A 20838-nucleotide genomic window follows, 5' to 3' on the forward strand; every position below is an offset into this window, starting at 1 on the left:
GTGCCACCGTCCGTCAGAGCACCGGTGCGCGACGCGACCGGCCCATCCGCAGCCGCCCCCGGAGCTTGTCCACCAGCGGATACCTCTCCCGCTGCTCACGGGACTGCCGGTCCAGCTCCTCCACCAGACGCTGGGAGCGCTTCTCCACGTCGAGCTCGTCCAGGATGCGGTCGATCTCGGCCAGCAGCGCGCCGTGCAGCTGCCACTGCCGGGGATGCTCCTGCACCTCGTCGAGCAGCAGATGCGCCACCGTCTCGCGGCTCTCCCGGCTGGCGGCCAGCTCCTTGACCAGCCGGTCCTCCGCCTTGTCCGCGTTCGCGCTGACCTGCGTCGTGATCAGTACGGCGAAGCTGTCCACCGCCCGGGCCATGTGCCGGAACAGCTCGCTCAGGGAAGTGCCGATCCGCGACGAGAACAGCGACTCCTCGGTCCGGGCCTTGGCCAGGTCCGTCAGCGTCCGGCAGACCGTGCGCAGCACCACCGCGGAGATCTCCAGGGTGTCCAGACCGGTCCGCAGCACCACCCGGGAGAGCAACCCCTCCTTGACCCGGGGGTTGAGCCGCAGACTGTCCTCGGCCTGCCGCAGCGCCGCGTCCACCTGCACGATGTCGTGGTCCAGCCGCCGCGCCTCGTGCAGCCGGGCGGCGGCCTCCGCGACCGGCGTATGGCCCACCACCTCGTCGCTGAGGCTCAGCAGCAGTACCCGCATCCGGCCGGCCAGCCCCTCGATCGCCTCACTGGCGGGCTGCACCAGCACCGGCGGCACGAACAGCACGTTGAACAGCAGCCCGACCACCGCCCCGATCAGCGTCTCCAGCACCCGGTCCCAGGCCGTCGCCGCCACCCGCGTCGTCGTCACCCCCAGCACCAGCATCGCGCTGATCGCCACTTCGGGGACGAACTCGCCGGCCTTCACGAACCGGCCGATGACCAGCGAGGCCAGGATGATCAGCCCCAGGCTCCACCAGGTCAGCCCCACCAGCGAGCTGAAACCGATGGCGATGACCACCCCGACCACCACCGAGTTCACCCGGCGCATGCTGGTGGTCAGCGTGGTGTAGAGGGTGACCTGAACGACGAGGAGGGCCGTCAGGGGTGCGGTCAGCGGCGCAGGTTCGCTGCTGACCATCAGCGCGACGACGTACGAGATCACGGCGGCGATGGTCGAGCGGAGCGTCTGCGCGACCACGGGCTCGCTGTGCCGCCGGACGAGATCCAACAGCGGATCGGTTACTTCACGCACTCTTCTCCCCCTTCCCGCTTTCCGCACCGAGAGCAACATGCGTGGCCGCCCTACCCGCATTCGGCCCTCTGCGGTCGTCCGGCCGGCCGTCGCCACGCATGATCGTCCGGAGAGGACGGGACCGGCCCGGTCAGCAACGGCGGCGCACGGGAGTGGTGCGATGAGCGGCGACGACGCGGACCAGGAGGCACGACCGCGCGCCCCGCACGACGGTCACGGCGGCCTCGTCCGGCGGCACTTCCTCGGGGCCGCGGCGGCCGGCGCCGCCGGACTCGCCCTCCCCACGGCCACCGGCTGCGACGCCTCCTCGGGCAAGACCCCCGGCCCGGCCCCCGGCACCGGCCCCGACGACCTCGCCGCGGAACGGGCCCGGGCCGGCAGCCCCGACTGGCGGCTGCGCGCGCCCGGCCCGCCCGAGGCCGTCGAGGGCTACACCGACACGGTCAGCGTCCGGCCGGGCGGGGAATTCGGCCTGCACGTCTCCACCACCGCCCCCGGCTTCCGGGTCTCGGCCTACCGCGTCGGCTGGTACGGCGGCGCCCAGGCCCGGCTCGTCTGGCGCTCGCCGCGGATCGCCGGACACCACCGGCCCCGCCCGCGGCTGCTGCCCGGCACCCGGACCGTCCGCGCGGACTGGCCGCGCACCCTCGCCGTACGCACCACCGGCTGGCCACCCGGCGCGTATCTGCTCCGGCTGGACGCGGACCACGGGCACCAGCGGTACGTCCCGCTGGTGGTCCGCTCCGCGACCGCCGCCGGCCGGACCGTGCTGATGCACGCCGTGACGACCTGGCAGGCGTACAACCGGTGGGGCGGCTACAGCCTCTACGCAGGCCAGGACGGCGCCTACCGAACACGGTCGCTGGCCGTCAGCTTCGACCGGCCCTACGACGCCAACGGCGCCGAGAAGTTCCTGGTCCACGAGCTTGCCGTGGTCGTCCTCGCCGAACGGCTCGGCCTGCCGCTGGCCTACACCACGTCCGTGGACGTCCACCGCTCCCCGTCGGAGCTGCGGGGCGCCACCGCCGTCCTCTCGCTCGGCCACGACGAGTACTGGACCCCGCAGCAGCGCGCGCACGTCACCCGGGCCCGCGACACCGGCGCCAACCTGGCCTTCCTCGGCGCCAACGCCTGCTTCCGCCGGGTCCGGCTCGATCCCGGCCCCTCCGCCGCGCTGCGCACCGTGACCTGCTACAAGACCGCCTACCGGGACGACCCGTCCTTCGCGGCCCACCACGAGCCGCCCACCCAGGACTTCCGCCTGCCACCCGCCGCCGACCCCGAGTCGTCCCTCACCGGCGTCTTCTACGAGGGCTATCCCACCGACGCCGCCTACGTCGTCCACCAGCCGGACCACTGGCTCTTCGCGGGGACCGGAGCCGACCGCGGGGCGTCGTTCGATCACCTCGTAGGCGTGGAGTACGACCGGGTCACACCCGGGGTGCCCACTCCGGAAAGGCTGGAGATCATCGCCCACTCACCGCTGGTCTGCGCGGGCCGCAGCAGCCACGCGGACTCCGCGTACTACACCGTGGCGAGCGGCGCCGGGGTCTTCGCCACCGGCACGATGCGCTGGGTCGAGGCGCTGATGGCCGGTACCGGCGACGACGGCCGCGACCACGGGATGGACGCCCGGACCAGGGCGTTCGTCACCCGGACCACCGAGAACCTGCTCCGTGCCTTCGCCTCGGGGCCGGCCGCCAGGACCAGGCCCGCACCGCGGAACAACGTGGCCGCGGTGTACGGCACCTGACGCGCCGGGGCGCGCCGGGCCCGCTCAGTCCTCGGCGCGCTGGGTGACCGGCGCCCCGGTGCGGTCGCCGAGGAACTCGTACCACCGGCGCTGCAGACAGACGTAGCGGGCGTCGGCCTCCACCAGGCTGAGGAAGGCCGTGACGGTCTCGGCCAGCCGCTGCTGCAACCCGGAGTCGGCCAACTGCCCGTCCTCCGTGAAGCCTTGGTGCGCGGCGGCGAGACTGAACATGTCCGGATAGACCCGGGTGCCGAGGTGCTCCAGCGGCACCCGCAGCGCCCACAGCCCCCGGTTGCCGCCGACCAGCGAGGGGGAGGCGGAGACCAGCAGTGCGTGCTTGGTCTTGAACGGCTGCGGCCGGATCCGTGAGACCCAGTCGATCGCGTTCTTCACCACGCCCGGCACGGAGGCGTTGTACTCCGGCGAGGCGATGACGAAGGCGTCGGACCGCTCGATCCGGTCCCGCAGCGCCAGCGCACCGGCCGGCAGCCCCTCCGCCACCTCCAGGTCCCCGTCGTACAACGGCATGCCGAAGTCCCGCATCCCCGCGAGGTCGACCGTGGCCCCGGCCTCGGTCATCATCCGGGCCACCAGGGCGGCCAGCCGGGCGTTGGCCGACTCGGCCCGCAGCGAAGCACCGAGGACCAGTACGCGCAGCGGACCGGGGTGGGCGTCGGCGGGCAGGGCCATGGCGTTCGTCCTTTCCGCACCCGGGCCGGTCGCCCGGTGCGGGGGCAGCGTATCCGCGGCACGGCCGGAAACCCGGCATCCACCGGGTCCGCCGTGCCACGTCACCGTGACGAGGAGTTGCTGCGGGCCCGCCGACGGGCCATCCGGCGCCGCTCGGCGCGCCGCTCCTCCTCGTCCAGGCCGCCCCAGACGCCGTTGTCCTGGCCGGAGGCGAGGGCCCAGTCCCGGCACTCGGCGATCACCGGGCACTGCCGGCAGACGGCCTTGGCCTCCTGGATCTGCAGCAGCGAGGGGCCGGTGCTGCCGACCGGGAAGAAGAGTTCCGGGTCCTCGTCCCGACACCGGGCACGATGACGCCAGTCCATGGGAGTACCTCCGTTCCGCGCCACGAGCGCGGTCGATGTCCGCTGAGGGGGCGGGCGGGTCTGGCCGCACACCGGTCGGCAATGTCCGTACCGGGACGCCCCGTTGTGGTCGGGTGCCCCGTCCCGCCCCGGCAATGCGCCGGAACTCAGCGGACCACCCAGCCCCGGTCGCGCAGCGCATCGGTGAGCGGGCGCGCCACGTCCGGAGCCACCCACAACTCGACCGCGCCGTCCGTCGCGTCCGGGACGGCCGGGGCGTCCGGCAGCACCATGCCTTCGAGGTCCACCCGGGCCTCGGCCACATCGCCGAGCAGCCGCTCCAGCTGCCGCTGCGGGCCACCGACGGCTATCGAGAGCACCCTGTGCCGGCCCGCGCCGGTCGGCCCGTGCGGGGCGGCGATCCGTGCCCGTCCCGCGCTGCCCCGCCGCAGCACTCCGGTCAGTTCCGCCAGGGCGGCGGGGTGCTGCTCGGGAACGTCCTCGGTCAGCCGGCCGAGCGCCCGGGCCGCCGTCGTCAGGTCCCGGCCCAGCTCGGCCAGCAGCGGGCCGAGGGCGGCCGCGTTCGCCGCGAGGATGTCCGTCCACAGTCCGGCGTCGCCGGCCGCGGTCCGGGTGACGTCCCGCATGCCGCGGCCGGCCAGCCGCACCGCGTACTCCTCGCCGTCCACCAGCCGGGCGGCGGTGAGACTCGCCATCAGGTGCGGCAGGTGGGACACCAGCGCCACGGCCCGGTCGTGGTCGGCCGGCGGCAGCAGGACCGGTACAGCACCGCACAACGAGACCAGTTCCAGCACCCGGTTGAGCGCGCTCTCCCGGGACTCCGGGGTCGGCGTCAGTATCCAGTGGCGGTCCTGGAAGAGATCGGCGCGGGCCGCCAGCGGACCCGAGCGCTCCCCGCCGGCCATCGGATGCCCGCCGACCAGACCGGTGGTGTCACAGCCGAGGGCCAGGCACTCGGCGTGCACCAGCGCCTTCACGCTCGACACGTCCGTGTACACCCGGGCCAGTTCGGCCTTCTGGTGGTCCGCGATGGTCCGGGCGACCTCCGACGGGGGGACCGCGATGACCGCGACGTCCACCGGGTCCGGCGGGGGACCGGGGACGCCCGCCCCGAGCGCGGCGGCGATCCGCACGCTGTCCGGGTCGCGGTCGATCAGATAGGTGGTCACGCCCCGGCCGGTCAGTGCCAGGGCGATGGAAGTACCGATGAGACCCGTGCCGACGACGCAAGCGGTATGCAAGAGAACGCTCCTGGACCGTGAAAGGGGGAAGGCGGACCCGTCCGGGCCCGCCCGACAGGGGAACGGGCGGGCCCGGAGGTCCTGGGCAGGTACTACCGGTCGGCCGGTGCCTGGGCCGGGGCTGCCTGCTCCGCCGCCTCGGCCGGCCTGCCGAACAACCGCCGCACCAGCGCCGGATTGGTCAGCATCACCGCGTTGCCGATCAGGATCAGGGCGACACCCACCAGGTCCCGCACCGTCCAGTGGAAGCTCTCGAACACCGTGGACAGCAACAGCGCCACGATCGGGAAGAGCACCATGGCGTACGCGGCGCGCTCACCACCGATCCTGCCGAGCAGCGTGAGGTACGCGCCGAAGCCGACCACGGAGCCGAAGACGGCCAGATAGACCAGCGAACCGGTGTACTTCAAAGACGGGTCGAAGGCCGCCCCGCCGCCACCGAAGAGCAGCGCGAACGGGGCCGTGAGCAGCGCCCCGTAGGCCATCGCGAAGCCGGTGCCCTGCACCACCGGGATGCCCGCGGCCTGGGTCTTGCCGGAGACGACGTTGCCCAGACAGAAGACCAGGGTGCCGAGGGCGGAGAGCACGATGCCCTGGCCCGACCCGGACGACAGCCCGAAGTTCTGGAACTCCGGCCAGAACACGGTGACGATCCCCAGCAGCCCGACCGCCCCGCCGAGCAGCATCTTCGCGGTGATCGTCCGCCGGAAGAAGACCCGGGCGAAGACCATGTTCACCAGCAGCGACATCGCGAAGATGATCGAGACGAGGCCGGTGGTCAGATGCTGTTCGGCGAAGTAGAAGCAGACGAAGTTGGTGGAGAACATCAGCCCGCCCATCAGGACGAACTGCCCGTGCACCCGCAGGGGATAGCGCAGCGGCAGCCCCCGCAGCCGGGCCCAGGCCAGCAGGATCACCGCGGCCAGCGCGAACCGGTAGGCAACGGACACCGTGGGGTGGACATCGCCCAGCTGGCCCTTGATGGCCAGCCAGGTCGAACCCCAGATCAGCACCGTCACCACGTAGAGAACGGCGTTCACAGGCAGCTCCGTTCCAGCAGACCCACCAGTCGGCGGGCCCCTTCGGCAACCTGTTGGGGTGTCAGATAGCTGAGGGAGAGCCGGATCTGGCACCGGCCCCCCTCATCGTCGGGGTAGAAGTAGTTCATCGGTGTCCAGATCACTCCGTGCTCGCGGGCGGACTCTTCCAGCAGCGCATTGTCCGCCGGCACGGGGAGGGTGAGGGTCAGGAAGAACCCTCCGTCCGGCACGTTCCAGTCGATGCCGGCCGCCTCCCGCCGCTCGCGCGGCAGCAGCCGTTCGAGACTGTCCAACAGAACCGCCAGGTTCTCCTGGTAGAAGTCGGCGGCCGGCTTGTTGGCCTCGCGCAGCCGGAAGTCATGGGTGAGCAGCATCCCCCCGATGACCGCCTGGCTGAGCGCCGGGGTGTTGACCGTCACCATGCCCTTGATCTTGGACAGTTCGTCCGCCAGCAGGGTGCGGCGGCCGTCCGCGGCCTCGACCTCCTGGTCGGCGACGACGTAGCCGACCCGGGCGCCCGGGAAGCAGGTCTTGGCGAACGAACCGAGGTAGACCACCCGTCGCCGCTCGTCCAGCGCCTTGAGCGTGGGCAGCCCGCTGCCGGTACGGGTGAAGAACCCGTAGGGGTTGTCCTCCAGGAGGAGCAGGTCCTCCTCCTCGGCCAGCTCCAGCAGCCGCCGGCGGGCCTCGACCGGCATACAGGTCCCGGTCGGATTGGCGAAGTCCGGCACGACGTAGAACGCCCGCGGGCGCTTCCCGGCCGCCCGCAGTTCGGCGACCGTACGGCGCAGCACCTCCGGGTCCGTCCCGTGCGCGCCCTCCGGGACGTGCGCGACGGACAGGTCCAGCAGCCGGGCCGCCCCGGTGATCCCGACGTAGCACGGGGACGGCACCAGCAGCACGTCCGACGGCTCGGCGAACAGCGCCCGCAGGACCAGGAACATGCCCTCCTGGCAGCCGACGGTCACCACCAGCGACTCGGGTGCCGCGTCGATGCCCTCGTCGTTGCGCAGCGCCCGGGCCACCAGCTCGTGGATCTGGCCGTTGGTGCGCCCGTACTGGAACAGCAGCGTGCGGACCTCGTCCGGGGTGCGGCCCAGGTCTTCCACGAGGTGGCGCTGGTAGGCCGCGAGGTACTCACCGATCCGCTCGACCTCGAAGAGCCCTTCGTACGGGCGTCCCGGGCCGAAGGAGATCGCCTCCGGATAGCGGGAGGTGACCTCGTTGAGGAAATTCATCACCTCCATCAGGGGGTCGCCGAGCGAGCCGTGCAGCTCGCCGGCCGGAAGTACGGTGGGGGTGGAGCCGTTGGTCACCGGGGGTCCTCCCAGAGGACGGGGCAGAAGTCCGGGTCGGTGTAGTCGGGGTTGCCGTGCGCGTCCGTGCGCACCAGCACGTCATTGTTGTAGACGACGAGGTCGCCGGACGACAGCTCGTAGGGCCGCCACTGGTTGGTGCGGTCCTGGAGGTGCAGCGAAATGGCGCGCCGAGGACGGTCGCTGACGTTGTACCCGCTGCCGTGGTAGGTGCGGCAGTGGTGGAAGCTGATGTGGCCCTTGGGGATGTTCACGGGGACCTTGACCACTTCGGAGTTGTTGAACGCGGCGTTCTCCGTGAGCATGTCCTCCAGCTCCGAGCGGTCCCGCTCGGCGAAGTGCCGGCTGGTGGTGTCGTCGCCGCCGGTCTCCTTCCAGCGGTGGCTGCCGTCGACCATCGTGATGGTGCCCATTTCCTCGTCACAGTCGTGGAACGGGATGAACGCGGTCAGCATCTCGTCGGAGGAGCAGGTCTGCCAGTAGTGCCGGTCGAAGTGCCAGGGCACGATGTTGCGCTCGTCGTCCGCGCGCGGCGGCTTGTGGATCAGGGTGCTGTTCCACAGGCGTATCTGGCTGGTCTCCGCTATCCGCGCGGCGACCGCGGCGATGACCGGCTTGGACAGGATGCTCCGGATGGTGTCGTCCTCGTAGAAGATGTAGTCGTTGTGCCGGTGCACATCGCCCTTCTCCGGCTCCCAGTACGCCAGCCGCGGCGGCCGCTTCGGCAGGGTCCGGTCCCGGTGGCCGCCGTAGAAGCGGTCGGCCGCGGCATTGAGCGTGTCGACCTCGTCGTCGGTCAGCAGCTTCTTCGACAGATACCAGCCGTGCTCCTGGTAGAACTGCACCTCGTCATCGGCCGGCAGCAGCGCCTCTTCGGCGGCGGTCAGCGGGCGCGGGGTGTCCTTGCGAGTCATGCCATATCCCTGTCGTTGGTGAGAAGGGGCTGGGAAAAAGGGTGGGGGGAAAGGTGGGGCAGGCCGGCGGCGGGTGCCGCCGCGGCGGGGGAGAGGTGCAGCAGGTCCGGGGCGATCGCGTCGAGGACGGGGCGGCCGGTCAGGGCCATCGCCTCCGCCAGCTCCGCGCGGAGGGTGGCCAGCACCCGCTCGGCGCCGGCCGCCCCGTCGACGGCCAGGCCCCACAGGACCGGGCGGCCGACCAGCACCGCACGGGCCCCCAGCGCCAGCGCCTTGAGCACGTCCGTACCGCGCCGGATGCCGCCGTCGACCAGCACCTCACAGGTGTCCGGTACGGCCGCGACGACCTCCGGCAGGGCGTCCAGCGCCGCGATCGCACCGTCGAGCTGCCGGCCGCCGTGGGTGGAGACAATCAGGCCCTCGACGCCCAACTCGGCCGCCCGCCGCGCGTCCTGCCCGGTCAGTACGCCCTTGAGGACCAACGGCAGGCTGGTCAGCGAGCGCAGCCACGCCAGGTCCTGCCAGGTGAACGCGGAGTCGTGGTGCCGGGCGGCGTGCTCGGCCAGGGTGGAGCTGCCGGCCCGGCTGCCGTGCAGACCGCCGGACTGGCCGTCGTCGAGGTTCACCGGCCGGATGTGCGCAGGAAGGCTGAAACCGTTCCGCAGATCGCGCTCCCGGCGTGCCATCCGCGGCGCGTCGACGGTGATCACCAGCGCCCGGTAGCCGGCCGCCTCGGCCCGGCGCACCAGCGACTCGGTCACCGTGCGCTCGCGCAGCACGTACAACTGCAGCCAGAGCGGTCCGGTCGCCGCCCGGGCGGTCTCCTCGATCGTCCGGCTGGCGAAGGTGCTGGTGACGGTGAGCGCGCCGACCGCACCGGCGGCCCGCACGGTCGCCGTCTCGCCCTCCGCGTCGACCAGTCGGTGGTACGCCATCGGCGCGACACCGACGGGGAAGGACACCGGGGAGCCGAGCAGGGTGGTGCCCGGGTCGCAGTGGGAGACGTCGACCAGGGTCCGCGGGCGCAGCCGGTAGCGGTCGTACGCCGCCCGCTCGCCGCGCAGCGTCACCTCGTCCCCGCTGCCGCCGGCGATGAAGTCGTACACCGCCCGGTCCAGCCGGGCGCGGGCCGCCGCCTCGTAGTCGTCCGGTGACAGCAGCACCTCCCCGGCGTCGGCCCCGGGTTCCCGGCCGGCCCGCGCGGTCATACGCCGGCCTTCGCGGGTGCGCCGGCGGGGACCGCGTCGCCGCGCGGGTCGTCGGCCTCGTCGGTGCGGGTCCGCTCGCGCTCCACGGCCTCGTACAGCGCCTTGATGTTGCCGCTGCCGAAGGTGCGGGCGTCGAGCCGCTGGATCAGCTCGAAGAACACCGTGCGGCGGGCGTAGGGGGACCGGGTGAAGACCTGGACCAGCTGTCCCCACTCGTCCCGGTCGGCGAGCAGACCGAGGTCCTGCAGCACCGCCGGGTCGATGCCCACCTCGATGCCGCGCTCCGCGAGCGAGGCGTAGTAGCCGGCCGGGGTGGAGAGCAACTCCACGCCGGACAGCCGGAGTTCACGGGCGGCGTGCACGATGTCGTCGGTGCTGTAGGCGACGTGCTGGACGCCCGGGCCGTTGAACCCGTCGAGGAAGTCGTTGAGCTGTCCGCGACCGCCGACCGGGTCGGGCTCGACCATGGTGAAGGTGATGCCCCGGGTCTCGTCCTGGACGACCTTGGAGGCCATCGCCTGGCCGCCGACCACGATGTACTCGTCGTAGGTGTGCTTCAGGCCCAGCGCCCGCTGGTAGAAGTCGACCATGGTGTCCAGCGAACCGGCCCGCAGGCAGAGGGCCAGGTGGTCGACCGAGCGGAGCAGGGCGGGGCCGGACGCCTCGGCGGCCTCCGCCACCGGCCGGTACCGCCCCGGCAGGAAGTGGGCCGAGGCCTCGTCGTCGCCGTCACGCTGGACGAAGCTGTGGACCAGGTCGTTGGTCGCGGCGACGGTGGCGCGGACCACCCGCACCCCGTCGTCCTCGAACGTCTCCGGCCCGGCCACCGGCTCGGCCCCGGCGGCCAGCGCCTGCTCGAAGTCCGCGACGGCATCCGTCGACCGCAGGGCCACGTCCCGTACGCCGTCGCCGTGCCGGTGGACGAAGCGGGCGGCCCGGTGGTCCGCGTGCAGGGCGGAGGTCAGCACCAGGCGGACGCCGCCGTGCGCCAGGACCAGCGACCGGGCGCCGGCGAGTCCGGTGAGCGGCCCCGCTTCGGCCACCACCCGGAAGCCGTAGGTCCCGCAGTAGTAGTGGGAAGCCTGATTGACGTCCCCCACATAGAACTCAACGTGGTCGATGGAGTGGGCGGTCACAGTTGATCCAATCTGTTGCTCGGGAGGTGGGAGCAGCCGCAGCCGGCGCACCGCGGCTCGGCGCGGCGCCGGAAGCGTGCGGCGACGGAGCAGGGGGCAAGGGGTGGGAGCGGGCTACCGGAGGTGACCGGACGCCTCGGCAAGTGAGCGGAAAATGGCGGCTGTTGAGGTGGCACCGGGGTCCTGGTGGCCGATGCTGCGCAGCCCCAGGTACGCCGCCCGGCCCTTCCGGGCCTGCAGCGGAACGGTCTCCCGCATCCCCGCCTCGGCGGCCTCGGCCGCGGCGTGCGCCGCCGTGGCGAACGCGGCGCCGGACTCCGCGGCGGCCCGGAAGGCGCCGACCGCGGGGGCGTATGCGTCGATCATGGTCTTGTCGCCGGGCACGGCCGCGCCCAGCTGCTGGATCTTCGCCAGCGCCGCGGTGAGCCCGGCCGCGAACCGCCGGGCGTCGACCTCGGGGGAGGAGCCGAGTGTCTCGCCGAGGGCCCGGAACGCGCCGCCGAACAGCGGTCCGGACGCGCCACCGACGACCGAGACCAGACAGTTCCCGGCCCGGAGGAGGATCTCGCCGGGCGCGTCGGTGCCGTCCGGCGCCGCGACGGGTGCGGACGGCACGGGCCCGGAGCGGGCCAGACCGGCCTGTACCGCGGTGAACCCCCGGGCCATGTTGGCCCCGTGGTCCCCGTCGCCGATGGCGGAGTCCAGACGGGTGAGCAGGTCCCGGTCCCGGTCCATGGCCGAGGCGACGTGCTGCATCCAGCCGAGGGCGAGCGCCGAGTCCACCGCTACTCCTCCGGTTCTGCCGATCGTCCTGCACCGGCGGGGTCGTACCGTCCGGCTCGTCCGGTGGCCGCCCGCATGAGCGTCCGGGCCGCCCGGCCACCGTGGCGGAGTCCTCGTCGACGCGCGGAACCCCGGCCCCGGCACCGGCGTCACCGGCCCGGACCGACTTAAGTTGTCGCTCTTCTCCGCAGGCTTCCGCATGGCAGGCGCTCCTTCGTTCCCCCGGTGCCCGCGACCTTGAGGGCGAGTCGGATAACTAACGCTTTACCGAAAGCTGTTCGGCATTGCCGAATGGCCATAGGAAGCAAAACGCAGCGACCCCGGCCCCGTCAAGGCCTTCGGCGCATTGGCAACGCAGGCAACACAATCGCCGGGCAACCGGCCCCTGAGCACTGCGGGTTGATGAACCCGTGATGAAGCCGCGGAGTCTTCGGCGCACGTCAACCGGCGGCGCGCAGCCCGGCGTTGCGCGGCGCCCCGAGATCACGCGACAGGCTGCGGGCCACCTCGCGGACCGCGATCGCGCACTCCTGGCGAACGGTTTCGGCCAACAATCGCTCGACCGGTCCCACCAGCCCGAGCGCACCCACCACCTCGCCGCTGCGGTCGAACACCGGCGCCGCGATGCCCGCGTCGCCGAGCGTCAACTCACCCTCTTCCAGGGCGTATCCGGTCTCCCGGGCCCGGTCCAGCTGGGTCGCCAGCCAGCCCGGATCGTCGATGCTGGCGCCGGTGACCCGGGCCAGCTCGCCCGCGAGCAGCTCGCCGCGCCGCTCGGCCGGCAGGAACGCCGCGATCGCCTTCCCGATCGCGCAGGCGTTCCAGGGCAGGCTGGCCCCGGTCTCCAGTACCTGCACCGAGCCACCGGGCCGGAACGCATGGTGGATGACCAGAACCTGATTCCCCGTCAAAATGCCTACCCAGACGGCCGCGCCGGCCTGGTTGGCCAGCAGGTCCGCCCAGGTCACGGCGCGGGTGCGGAGCTCGTGCGAGTCCAGATAGGCATTGCCGAGGGTCACCAGGCCCGGGCCCAGCCGGTACTTCCCGGTCTCCCGGTCCTGGACGACCATGCCCTCCGACTCCAAGGTGCGCAGCAGGGCGTGGACGGTCGGCTTGGCCACCCCAATGCGGTCGGCCAGCTCGGTGACCCCCAGGCGCGGCGTCGCCGTGGCGAGCTCCCGGAGCACGTGGATCGCCCTGTGCACAGCCTGGACCATCGATCAACTCCCTGTTCGGTATTGCTGAACGGCGTTCCGCTCCGTAGAGTCCTCGTTCATGACACAGCTGGTTGGCATCGTACTTGTGTCGCACCGTGCGGAGATCGCCTTCGGCGTACGGACCCTCATCGAGCAGATGGCCGGCCCCGAAGTCGTCGTCGCCCCGGCCGGCGGCACCGATGACGGGCGGACGGGCACGAGTTACCCCCGCATCCTGCGCGCGCTGCGCACCGCCGCCTCCGGCGAAGCGGGCGCGGTGGTCCTCCCCGACCTGGGCAGCTCGGTCCTCGCCACCCGCCTCGTCCTGACCGATCACCCCGGCATCCACGCCGTCCTGGCCGACGCCCCTTTCCTCGAAGGGGCGGTGGCGGCCGCCGTCACCGCGGCCGGCGGGGCCGCCCTGCCCACCGTCCTCAAAGCGGCCGAAGAGGCCCGCCACACCTCCAAGTTCTGACCGGATCCGGCTGTCGTGCCGCACTCCCGGTGCTACGTCTGACCGGATCCGGGCGTTCGCGGCTCACCCCCGGAAGCCGCGGACCAGGAGTTCGGTGTTGCGGTCCGCCGGCCGGCCCGCCATCTCCTCGTGCACCCCGCCCGCCATCCCGTCGGCCAGCCCCGGGGCGTTGTACGACAGCTCGCGGTACAGGGACGCGAGGCCGACCGCGGACAGATCACCGAGGTCGGTCCGGTGCGGCGCCGCGGACTCGATGAGCGTGGTGAACAGCGACACCGTGCCGTCGTGGTTGTCGACCAGTTCCAGCAGCCGGGCGTGCTGCGGATAGTCCACGTGTGAGGCGGTGTTGACCTCCCAGAAGGACCGGGACGGCGTCGGGTGGGGATGCGGGGTGATGCGGTTGACGTGGCTGTGCCCGTTGATCCACGCCACCACGTTCGGGAACCGGTTCAGCAGCGCGATGACCTCGGCGCCGTCGTGCCGCGGCGCGTCCGTACGGGCCGCGTCCGGGCGCCGGGTCATGCTCGGACTGTGGTGGTGGCTGAAAACCAGAACGTGGGCGTCCGCCGCGCCCGGATTGTGCACCGGACGGCCGTCCGCGTCGAAGTAACGGGAGCTGTGCGCCGCCAGCGTCCGCTCCAGCCAACCGAGTTGCTCGTTGTCCAGGGACCCTTCGAAGTGGCCGCTGCGATACGTCGTGTCGAGGCTGATGCCGAGCACGTTCTCCGCGACCGGGAACGTGTAGTACATGCGCTCGCCGTCGAGATGGTTCTCGGTGTAGCCGTGCCCGGCCGGCCCCGCCCCGGCGTGCGCCGGATCCAGATGCGCGCGCAGATACGCCTGCGGAGTCACCATCCGCCGCCGCTCATCGGCGACCACACTCCGGGCCCCGGCGGAATTGCGCTGCAGAATCTCCTTCAGCACCACGCTCTTGGGATCGTCACCGGTGTTGAGCACCCGGGCCAGTGCGGCCACATCGGCGTCCGGGACGGAGAAGATCTTGCGGGCCCCGGCGACGTAGTCGCACAGCCAGGGATCGGCCGGATTCAGGCACCCGCCCGGCAGGTCGTCGTGATTGCCCGGCGTCGAATACCAGGGAATGCGCAGCCCGGGGCTGGTCACCGGACGGATCGCGGCGTCGAGGAATCCGGGGACCTCCGGAAGCCCCCGCCGCTTGTCCTGGTCGCGCAGGCCGGCGTCCGGATGCCAGTAGAGCGGAAGCCCGGAATTCTGGACGCCCTCGTACGACGCCGGGGCCCCGGTATTCGGCGTGATGCGGCCCCCGCTCATCAGCGTGAGGAACCACTCCAGCTCCACCATCTCGTGATTGTCGATGTTGTCGCCGGTGGACATCGCGAAGGCCGGCGCCCGCCCGGTGTGCGGCCCGCCGCGGATCGCATTGACCTGTTCCACCAGCGAGACCGCACCGGCCACCGACAGCGCCTCCTGCACCCGCCAGGACCCCGGCGATCCGGCGCGCAGGAATTCGGTCCGCAGCGGGCTCTGGACATCGGCCACATGCAGATCGGTGAGCTGGACGAAACAGGCCAGCGGGGTCCGCCGGTCCTGCCGCCGGGGCCCGGCCGCGGCCAGCTCGTCCCGTACGACCAGGGGCCAGCCGGGCCCGGAGGCCAGACGCCGGTAGCCGCTTGTGCCGGTGAGCCGGGCGGTGGTCTCCAGGGTCGTGACGCCGTACGGCGCCGGGCGCCCGGAAGCGGGCCGGGCCGGCGACGGCACCGAGCCGGTCCGTGCGGGTCGGGGGTCCGCGGCGGCGCTGCTCCGGCGCTGGCCGGGCAGTGCCCAGGCGGCGCCGGCCCCGGCGACCGCGGCACCGGAGGAGAGAAGGAATCGACGACGGTCGGTGGGGGTGTGCAAACCGGCCATGGGGCCCTCCGTAGACGGCGGCCGGAATGGCGGGCCACCGCGGTGTCACCAAACGGAACATCTCGTTCCGAAGAGTGCGCGGGATGCGTGGCCGGAAGTTGAACGGGCCCGGAACGCGGAACACCCATCGCCCGTCGATTCGGGGACGCAAAAATACCCCGCGACGAATTTGACGTCCGGGGTATTTCTCTGCGTATATTGAGGGCTTCTGTGTCTTGGTTGCGCAAGAACACTACCCAACGTTCCAAAGCAAACCGTACTTGAGCGGAGTCGAATTGTCAAACGAGGAATTGCGGCAGGAGCAGGAATTCATCGACCTGCTCTACGAGCGCCTCGCAGAAATGCGGGCGGAAGCCGCGACGGCGGTACGAAAGGCCCTGGCGCTCGCGGGGAACAACGCCCAGGCGCGGCTGGAGCGCGATGTCGCGGTGGCCGAGCAGTCCGGCGTGCTGGCCGCCGCCGACGCCGGGGAGTCCGGGCTCTGCTTCGGCCGGCTGGCCTTCCGTGACGGCCGCGACCACCACATCGGCCGGATCGGCATCCGCCGCGACGACGTCGACCGCACCCCGCTCGTCCTCGACTGGCGCGCCGAGGTCGCCCGCCCCTTCTACCTCGCCACCGGCCACACCCCCATGGGCCTGCGACGCAGACGCCACATCACCACCGAGGGCCGCCGGGTCTCCGCCCTGCACGACGAGATCCTCGACCTCACCGACACCACCCGCACCGGACACGAAGGCGCCGACGCGGACGCCGTGCTGCTCGCCGCCCTCGACACCGCGCGCACCGGCCGGATGCACGAGATCGTGCAGACCATTCAAGCCGACCAGGACCGCATCATCCGCGCCTCGCACCACGGCGTCCTCGTTGTCGAAGGCGGCCCCGGCACCGGCAAGACCGTCGTCGCCCTGCACCGCGCGGCCTATCTGCTCTACGCCCACCGGGAACAACTCGCCCGCCGCGCCGTGCTGATCGTCGGCCCCAACCCCGCCTTCCTCAGCTACATCGGCGAGGTGTTGCCCGCTCTCGGCGAGACCGGGGTGCTGCTGGCCACCCCCGCGGAACTCTTCCCGGGCGTCACCGCGACCGGGACCGACACGCCCCGGGCCGCCGAGGTCAAGGGCGGCGCGGCCATGGCCGAGGCGCTCGCGCGGTTCGTCCAGGACCGGCAGACCCTGCCCGACCCGGAGATCGTCATCGAGCACGACGACGGCGAACTGCGGCTGGACGCACCGATGGCGAAGGAGGCCCGGCGCCGCGCCCGCGAGACCGGGCTGCCGCACAACCTCGCCCGCCCGCACTTCGCGTTCCGCATCATCGACGCACTCACCGCCCAACTGACCGACCGGATCGGCGCCGACCCCTACGGCGGCCCGAACCTGCTCGGCGCCGACGACATCGCCCAGCTCGGCAAGGCCATCGCCACCAGTGGCGAAGTGCACCGCGCCATCGAGGAGTTGTGGCCCACCCTGACGCCCCGGCAGCTGGTCGCGGACTTCCTCGCCGAGCCCGTCCACCTCCCCGAGGCGGACGCCGACGCGATCCGGCGGACCGGCGGGGAGTGGACGCCCGCCGACATCCCGCTGCTCGACGAGGCGGCCGAACTCCTCGGCGAGGACGACTCGGCGGCCCGCGCCGCCGCCGAGGCCGAGCGCCTGGAACAGATCGCCTACGCCCAGGGCGTGCTCGACCTCTCCTACGGCTCCCGCACCCAGGAGTTCGAGGAGCGCGACGACGAGGACTCGGAGGTGCTCGCCGCGCACGACCTGGTCGACGCGGAACGGCTCGCCGAGCGGCACGAGGAGGCCGACCACCGCAGCGCCGCCGAACGCGCCGCTGCCGACCGCACCTGGGCCTTCGGCCACATCATCGTCGACGAGGCCCAGGAACTCTCCGCGATGGCCTGGCGGTTGCTGATGCGCCGCTGCCCGACCCGCTCGATGACCCTGGTCGGCGACCCGGCCCAGACCGCGGAACCGGGCGGCTGCGGCGCCTGGGAGACGATCCTCGCCCCGTACGTCGGCGACCGCTGGCAGCACACCCGGCTCGGCGTCAACTACCGTACGCCGACCGAGATCATGGAGGTCGCGGCCGAGGTGCCGCGGTCCCTGGACCCGGAGTTCGCACCGCCCCGCTCGATCCGTTCCACCGGCGTACGGCCCTGGGCGCAGCGCACCGACGACCTGGCGGGCGCGGTGGCCGAGGCCGTCGCACGGGAGAGCCGGGCGGAGGGCCGGCTCGCGGTGATCGCCCCGCGCTCCCGCCACGCGGACCTGCTGCCGCTGCTCCCGTCCGCGGCCGCCGGACCGGCCCCCGACCTGACCCGCCCGGTCGTGCTGATCGATCCGCGGCAGGCCAAGGGCCTGGAGTTCGACACCGTGCTGGTGGCGGAACCGCAGGAGCTGGGGGCCAGCGATCTGTACGTCGCGCTCACCCGGGCGACCCAGCGGCTGGGCGTGCTCCACACCGGGCCGCTGCCGGCCGGGCTCGCGGCGGCGCCGCTGGCGGAGGCCGCCGCGGCCGACCGGTGACGCCCGGCGCGGGCGGCGCGGGGCGGGGGAGCGGCGGCGGAATGCCCGCGCCGGTCCGCCGTCCCACGCCGTCCCCGCGCGCCGGTGATGCCCCGTCAGGCCCGCGGACCGGGGCATGAACGCACCCGCTCCCGGCTAGGCACTCTGCGCCCCTCGCGCACAACCCGGCGAGCGGGCCGTTCGAGATCACGGTCCCGTTCCGCCAAGGGGGAGTTTCGGCATGCCCGGACCGCACGGCACGCGTCCGCACCACCCCCGGCAGGGGAGGCGTCCGCGCCACGCACTGGCTCTCGTGCTCGCCGCCGCGGTCCTCGCCCTGCCGGCCGGCCCGGCCGCGCTCGCCGCCCCGGGCCCCGCCGCTGTCGAAGGCCCACCCACCGGCTCCCTGCGGCAGGCCGCCCACCAGGTCATCCTGCTGGTGAACGGGAAGCGGGCGGCACACGACTGTCCGGGGGTGCGGTGGAACGCGGCACTCCAGCGGGCGGCGCAGCGCCATGCGGACGACATGGCCGCCCGCCGGTTCTTCGGCCACACCGATCCGGACGGTGCCGATCCGGGAGCCCGGATCACCGCGGCCGGCTACTCCTGGTCCGCGTACGGCGAGAACATCGCGGTGGGACGGCCGACCCCGGCCGCCGTCATGAAGGACTGGATGAACAGCCCCGGCCACCGCCGCAACATCCTCCGGTGCGACCTGACGGACATCGGCGTCGGCCTCCGGGAGGGCACCGGCGGGCCGTGGTGGACGCAGGACTTCGCCGCCCGCTGAGGTTGAGCGCGGTGCGGAGGTCGGCGGTCCGGTCCAGCCAGGCGGTGACCCGGACGTCCAGCAGCCGGGTGCCGCGGGTGAACGCCTTCGTCGCGAGGGCGGTGTTGAGCCGCTCGGCGGCGGACGCGGACAGGGTGATCGGAGCCTTGAGACGCAGCACCCGGGTTCTGGTGTTCAGCGCGGTCCTGAGGTCGGCGCGGGGGAAGCTGCCCAGCGTGGCCCTGGCGCCGTGGCCGGTGGCGGCGCTGAGCGTGCCCTGGCCGAGGTCGGCGGTGAAGCCGGTGAGCCGGAGGGCCTTGTGCGCCTTGGCACGCACGAGGGCCACTCCTCCTCCGCCGAACCGCAGTTCGCCGCCTGCCTTGCCGCCGCTGTTGGTGACCGCACCACCCGAGAGGCGCAGGCTCAGCGTGCGGCTGCCGTCGCGTGCGAGGTGCGGGCGGGGCTTGCCCTTCGCGCCGAGGGCCTTGGGCACCACACCGCGGGCGGCGAGCCGGGTGAGCAGGGCGGACGGGACACGGAAGCGGGCGGTGCCCCGTTCGACGGGTACCTCGGTGTTGCCGGCGTGCCGTGCGGCGGTGGTCCGGCTGCCGGGCGGGGGAACGGCGCCGGGTGGGGGACCGGCGGCGACGAGTGCGGTGGTCGTGAGCGCGAGAGCGGCGGCGGTGGCGAGACGGCGAGCGTGCATGCGGGTCCTCGCTATGTCATGTGATGTACCGATCTGCCACCTTACGTTCCGATCGGTCGACCGCGGCTGAGCGGCGCAGTGCGGCTGACGACCGGTCAGTGCCGGCCGGCCGGAACGGCCGTACCCTCCTCGACCGCGGTGGCGGCGGACGCGGTGAACTCCGGGTCCGGCTCCAGGAACCGGATGGCGAGGGCGGTCAGGAGGTGCAGTCCGGCGAAGATCCAGACGATCCCCTCGATCCCGAACGGGCCCAGCGCGAGCGCCACGACGGCGGGCCCGGCGAAGGTGCTGAGCCCCGCGCCGAGGTTCAGCGCGGACATCGCCTGACCCTTGTGGCGCGGCGCCAGGGCCGGCACGAGCGCCGAGATCGGTACGTAGCCGGCCAGCGCGATGCCGTAGAGCGCGGCGGCCACCGCGGACGCGGCGAAGGACGGGCCGGCCACCAACGGGACGTAGTACAGCGCGAGGCAGGTCAGCGCACAGGCCACGGCACCGAACCAGGTCATGGTGCGCTGCCAGCCGAGCCGGTCCCCGACGGCGCCGAAGAAGAGGTTGGCGAAGATGTTCGCGGTGAACATCACGCTGAGCAGCCGCAGCCACGCCGAGGTGGTGAATCCGGCCGTCTCCGTGAAGAAGAACGGCATGCAGACGAGGAACCCGAACTGGGAGCCGGTGCTGATGACGCGTACCGCGGCACCCACGGCGACCCGCGGGCGGCGCCGCATGATCGAGACGCTGCCCGCCAGCGTCGCCAGCGGCCGTTCACCGGCCGGGGCGAGCCGGGACCGTCCGGTGGGTTCGCGCACCAGCAGCAGGGCGAGCAGTCCGCCGAGCGTCACCAGCCCGAGCGCGAGCCAGAGCGTGCGGTACGAGCCGACCTGCGGGATCGTCGCGCTGGCGAGCAGTGAACCGAGCGTCGGCAGGCCGCCGGTGAAGGCGAACCAGTACCAGCCGACGGCCGTGCCCAGCCGGTGCGGCGGGGTCGCCGCGGTCACCCAGACCAGGAACCCGTAGGCGAACAGGGGATAGCCGAAGCCGCGCAGTCCGTAGACGAGCAGCAGCAGCGGATAGTTCATGGCCGGCAGCGCGACCGACAGCAGGAGCAGCTGGAAGACGAGCCAGATGGCGAACCCGGCCGTCATCACCCGCCGCGGTCCCCAGAGGTCGGACAGCGCTCCGGAGAGCCAGGCGCCGACGGCGACGGTGATGCCGTAGACGGCGATGACGACCGCCGCGTCGGCCTTGGTCAGGCCGTGGTCGGCCAGGTACTTCGAGAAGAACCCGGTCTCCACGCCGTCGCCGGTCATGAAGAGCAGGACGCCGACGAAACCCCAGGTCAGCGCCGGGGGTATGCCCAGTCGTGCGAGGCGGGAGCGGTCGGCTGCCGGCCGGGGCGCACCGGCCGGGGTCCGGGCCGGGCTCGACGAGGGGGCAGGGCTGCTCATGGGCCCTCCAGGGCGGAGAAGGAAGGGGGTGCGGGTTCCACCGCCGCGCCGGCGGAGTCGGAAAGTGCCGCCGAACGGTGGACCGGCCGCAAAGTCTTCTCGTATTTTGTGCGAAGTCAAGACTGCTCTGTTAAAAAAGAGCGCACATCCTCGAAGACCCCAGG

17 protein-coding genes and 1 pseudogene are annotated in these 20838 nt (G+C 72.6%); 4 read left to right on the plus strand and 14 right to left on the minus strand.

Annotated features, from left to right (window positions below; all coding sequences use genetic code 11):
* Positions 1 to 13 precede the first annotated feature (13 nt).
* The gene (locus tag IG62_RS0100355) at positions 14 to 1243 is read right to left on the minus strand and encodes an aromatic acid exporter family protein (protein ID WP_030796061.1); all 1230 of its coding nucleotides are present in this window, start codon (positions 1241 to 1243) and stop codon (positions 14 to 16) included.
* A gap of 160 nt (positions 1244 to 1403) precedes the next feature.
* Here IG62_RS0100355 and IG62_RS0100360 point away from each other — a divergent pair, with 160 nt between their 5' ends.
* Positions 1404 to 2996, plus strand: coding sequence for a N,N-dimethylformamidase beta subunit family domain-containing protein (locus IG62_RS0100360; RefSeq protein ID WP_234326111.1), 1593 nt, complete (start codon positions 1404 to 1406; stop codon positions 2994 to 2996).
* Between the two features lie 24 nt (positions 2997 to 3020).
* On the opposite strand, the gene IG62_RS0100365 is transcribed toward IG62_RS0100360, so the two are convergent.
* From IG62_RS0100365 to IG62_RS0100410, 10 genes are all read right to left on the minus strand, one after another.
* Entirely contained in the window at positions 3021 to 3680 is a 660-nt protein-coding gene (locus IG62_RS0100365) for an NADPH-dependent FMN reductase (protein ID WP_030796065.1), read from the minus strand.
* A gap of 107 nt (positions 3681 to 3787) precedes the next feature.
* Positions 3788 to 4051 carry a WhiB family transcriptional regulator gene (locus IG62_RS0100370; protein WP_030796067.1) on the minus strand — a complete coding sequence of 88 codons (264 nt, stop codon included), beginning with the start codon at positions 4049 to 4051 and terminating at the stop codon, positions 3788 to 3790.
* 146 nt (positions 4052 to 4197) lie between these two features.
* Positions 4198 to 5292 carry a prephenate dehydrogenase gene (locus tag IG62_RS0100375; RefSeq protein ID WP_030796069.1) on the minus strand — a complete coding sequence of 365 codons (1095 nt, stop codon included), beginning with the start codon at positions 5290 to 5292 and terminating at the stop codon, positions 4198 to 4200.
* Positions 5293 to 5384: 92 nt separating this feature from the next.
* Entirely contained in the window at positions 5385 to 6332 is a 948-nt protein-coding gene (locus tag IG62_RS0100380; RefSeq protein WP_051797338.1) for a DMT family transporter, read from the minus strand.
* The gene (locus IG62_RS0100385; RefSeq protein ID WP_078871751.1) at positions 6329 to 7579 is read right to left on the minus strand and encodes a PLP-dependent aminotransferase family protein; all 1251 of its coding nucleotides are present in this window, start codon (positions 7577 to 7579) and stop codon (positions 6329 to 6331) included. Before IG62_RS0100385 ends, IG62_RS0100380 begins: the two co-directional genes overlap by 4 nt.
* Positions 7580 to 7644: 65 nt before the next feature.
* Positions 7645 to 8562 (minus strand): phytanoyl-CoA dioxygenase family protein, encoded by a 918-nt coding sequence (locus IG62_RS0100390; protein ID WP_030796076.1) that lies wholly within the window; start codon positions 8560 to 8562, stop codon positions 7645 to 7647.
* Complete coding sequence (locus IG62_RS0100395) at positions 8559 to 9770, minus strand: alpha-hydroxy acid oxidase (RefSeq protein WP_030796078.1); 1212 nt, start codon at positions 9768 to 9770, stop codon at positions 8559 to 8561. The genes IG62_RS0100390 and IG62_RS0100395 overlap by 4 nt, the downstream gene beginning before the upstream one ends.
* A complete protein-coding gene (hppD, locus tag IG62_RS0100400) occupies positions 9767 to 10906 on the minus strand; it encodes a 4-hydroxyphenylpyruvate dioxygenase (RefSeq protein WP_030796080.1) in 1140 nt (379 codons plus the stop codon). The genes IG62_RS0100395 and hppD overlap by 4 nt, the downstream gene beginning before the upstream one ends.
* Before the next feature lie 114 nt (positions 10907 to 11020).
* The gene (gene dhaL / locus IG62_RS0100405; RefSeq protein WP_051797441.1) at positions 11021 to 11662 is read right to left on the minus strand and encodes a dihydroxyacetone kinase subunit DhaL; all 642 of its coding nucleotides are present in this window, start codon (positions 11660 to 11662) and stop codon (positions 11021 to 11023) included.
* A 467-nt stretch (positions 11663 to 12129) separates the two neighbouring features.
* Positions 12130 to 12906, minus strand: a complete 777-nt coding sequence (locus IG62_RS0100410; protein WP_030796083.1) for an IclR family transcriptional regulator — start codon at positions 12904 to 12906, stop codon at positions 12130 to 12132.
* Positions 12907 to 12964: 58 nt separating this feature from the next.
* Here IG62_RS0100410 and dhaM point away from each other — a divergent pair, with 58 nt between their 5' ends.
* Entirely contained in the window at positions 12965 to 13360 is a 396-nt protein-coding gene (gene dhaM, locus IG62_RS0100415; RefSeq protein WP_030796085.1) for a dihydroxyacetone kinase phosphoryl donor subunit DhaM, read from the plus strand.
* Positions 13361 to 13423: 63 nt separating this feature from the next.
* Here dhaM and IG62_RS0100420 read toward each other — a convergent pair whose 3' ends face one another.
* Complete coding sequence (locus IG62_RS0100420; protein ID WP_030796087.1) at positions 13424 to 15244, minus strand: TIGR03767 family metallophosphoesterase; 1821 nt, start codon at positions 15242 to 15244, stop codon at positions 13424 to 13426.
* A 290-nt stretch (positions 15245 to 15534) separates the two neighbouring features.
* Here IG62_RS0100420 and IG62_RS0100425 point away from each other — a divergent pair, with 290 nt between their 5' ends.
* Positions 15535 to 17775, plus strand: a complete 2241-nt coding sequence (locus tag IG62_RS0100425; RefSeq protein ID WP_037837616.1) for a HelD family protein — start codon at positions 15535 to 15537, stop codon at positions 17773 to 17775.
* A gap of 220 nt (positions 17776 to 17995) precedes the next feature.
* Positions 17996 to 18472 (plus strand): annotated as a pseudogene (locus IG62_RS49750) (CAP domain-containing protein); the annotation flags it as partial.
* Here IG62_RS49750 and IG62_RS49755 read toward each other — a convergent pair.
* A complete protein-coding gene (locus tag IG62_RS49755) occupies positions 18414 to 19229 on the minus strand; it encodes a hypothetical protein (protein ID WP_063755310.1) in 816 nt (271 codons plus the stop codon). The pseudogene IG62_RS49750 and the gene IG62_RS49755 sit on opposite strands and share 59 nt — an antisense overlap.
* Positions 19230 to 19324: 95 nt before the next feature.
* Positions 19325 to 20674 (minus strand): MFS transporter, encoded by a 1350-nt coding sequence (locus IG62_RS0100440; protein ID WP_030796095.1) that lies wholly within the window; start codon positions 20672 to 20674, stop codon positions 19325 to 19327.
* Between the last annotated feature and the right edge of the window lie 164 nt (positions 20675 to 20838).

The organism is Streptomyces sp. NRRL S-337, assembly GCF_000720175.1.
GTDB lineage: Bacteria > Actinomycetota > Actinomycetes > Streptomycetales > Streptomycetaceae > Streptomyces > Streptomyces siderophoricus.

Excerpts from the sequence above, each read along its gene's own strand:
- IG62_RS0100395 (WP_030796078.1), bottom strand. The coding sequence starts at position 9,770 with ATGACCGCGCGGGCCGGCCGGGAACCCGGGGCCGACGCCGGGGAGGTG.
- IG62_RS49755 (WP_063755310.1), bottom strand. The coding sequence starts at position 19,229 with ATGCACGCTCGCCGTCTCGCCACCGCCGCCGCTCTCGCGCTCACGACC.
- dhaM (WP_030796085.1), top strand. The coding sequence starts at position 12,965 with ATGACACAGCTGGTTGGCATCGTACTTGTGTCGCACCGTGCGGAGATC.
- IG62_RS0100360 (WP_234326111.1), top strand. The coding sequence starts at position 1,404 with ATGAGCGGCGACGACGCGGACCAGGAGGCACGACCGCGCGCCCCGCAC.
- IG62_RS0100440 (WP_030796095.1), bottom strand. The coding sequence starts at position 20,674 with ATGAGCAGCCCTGCCCCCTCGTCGAGCCCGGCCCGGACCCCGGCCGGT.
- dhaL (WP_051797441.1), bottom strand. The coding sequence starts at position 11,662 with ATGCAGCACGTCGCCTCGGCCATGGACCGGGACCGGGACCTGCTCACC.
- IG62_RS0100410 (WP_030796083.1), bottom strand. The coding sequence starts at position 12,906 with ATGGTCCAGGCTGTGCACAGGGCGATCCACGTGCTCCGGGAGCTCGCC.
- IG62_RS0100420 (WP_030796087.1), bottom strand. The coding sequence starts at position 15,244 with ATGGCCGGTTTGCACACCCCCACCGACCGTCGTCGATTCCTTCTCTCC.
- IG62_RS0100370 (WP_030796067.1), bottom strand. The coding sequence starts at position 4,051 with ATGGACTGGCGTCATCGTGCCCGGTGTCGGGACGAGGACCCGGAACTC.
- IG62_RS0100390 (WP_030796076.1), bottom strand. The coding sequence starts at position 8,562 with ATGACTCGCAAGGACACCCCGCGCCCGCTGACCGCCGCCGAAGAGGCG.
- IG62_RS0100385 (WP_078871751.1), bottom strand. The coding sequence starts at position 7,579 with ATGGAGGTGATGAATTTCCTCAACGAGGTCACCTCCCGCTATCCGGAG.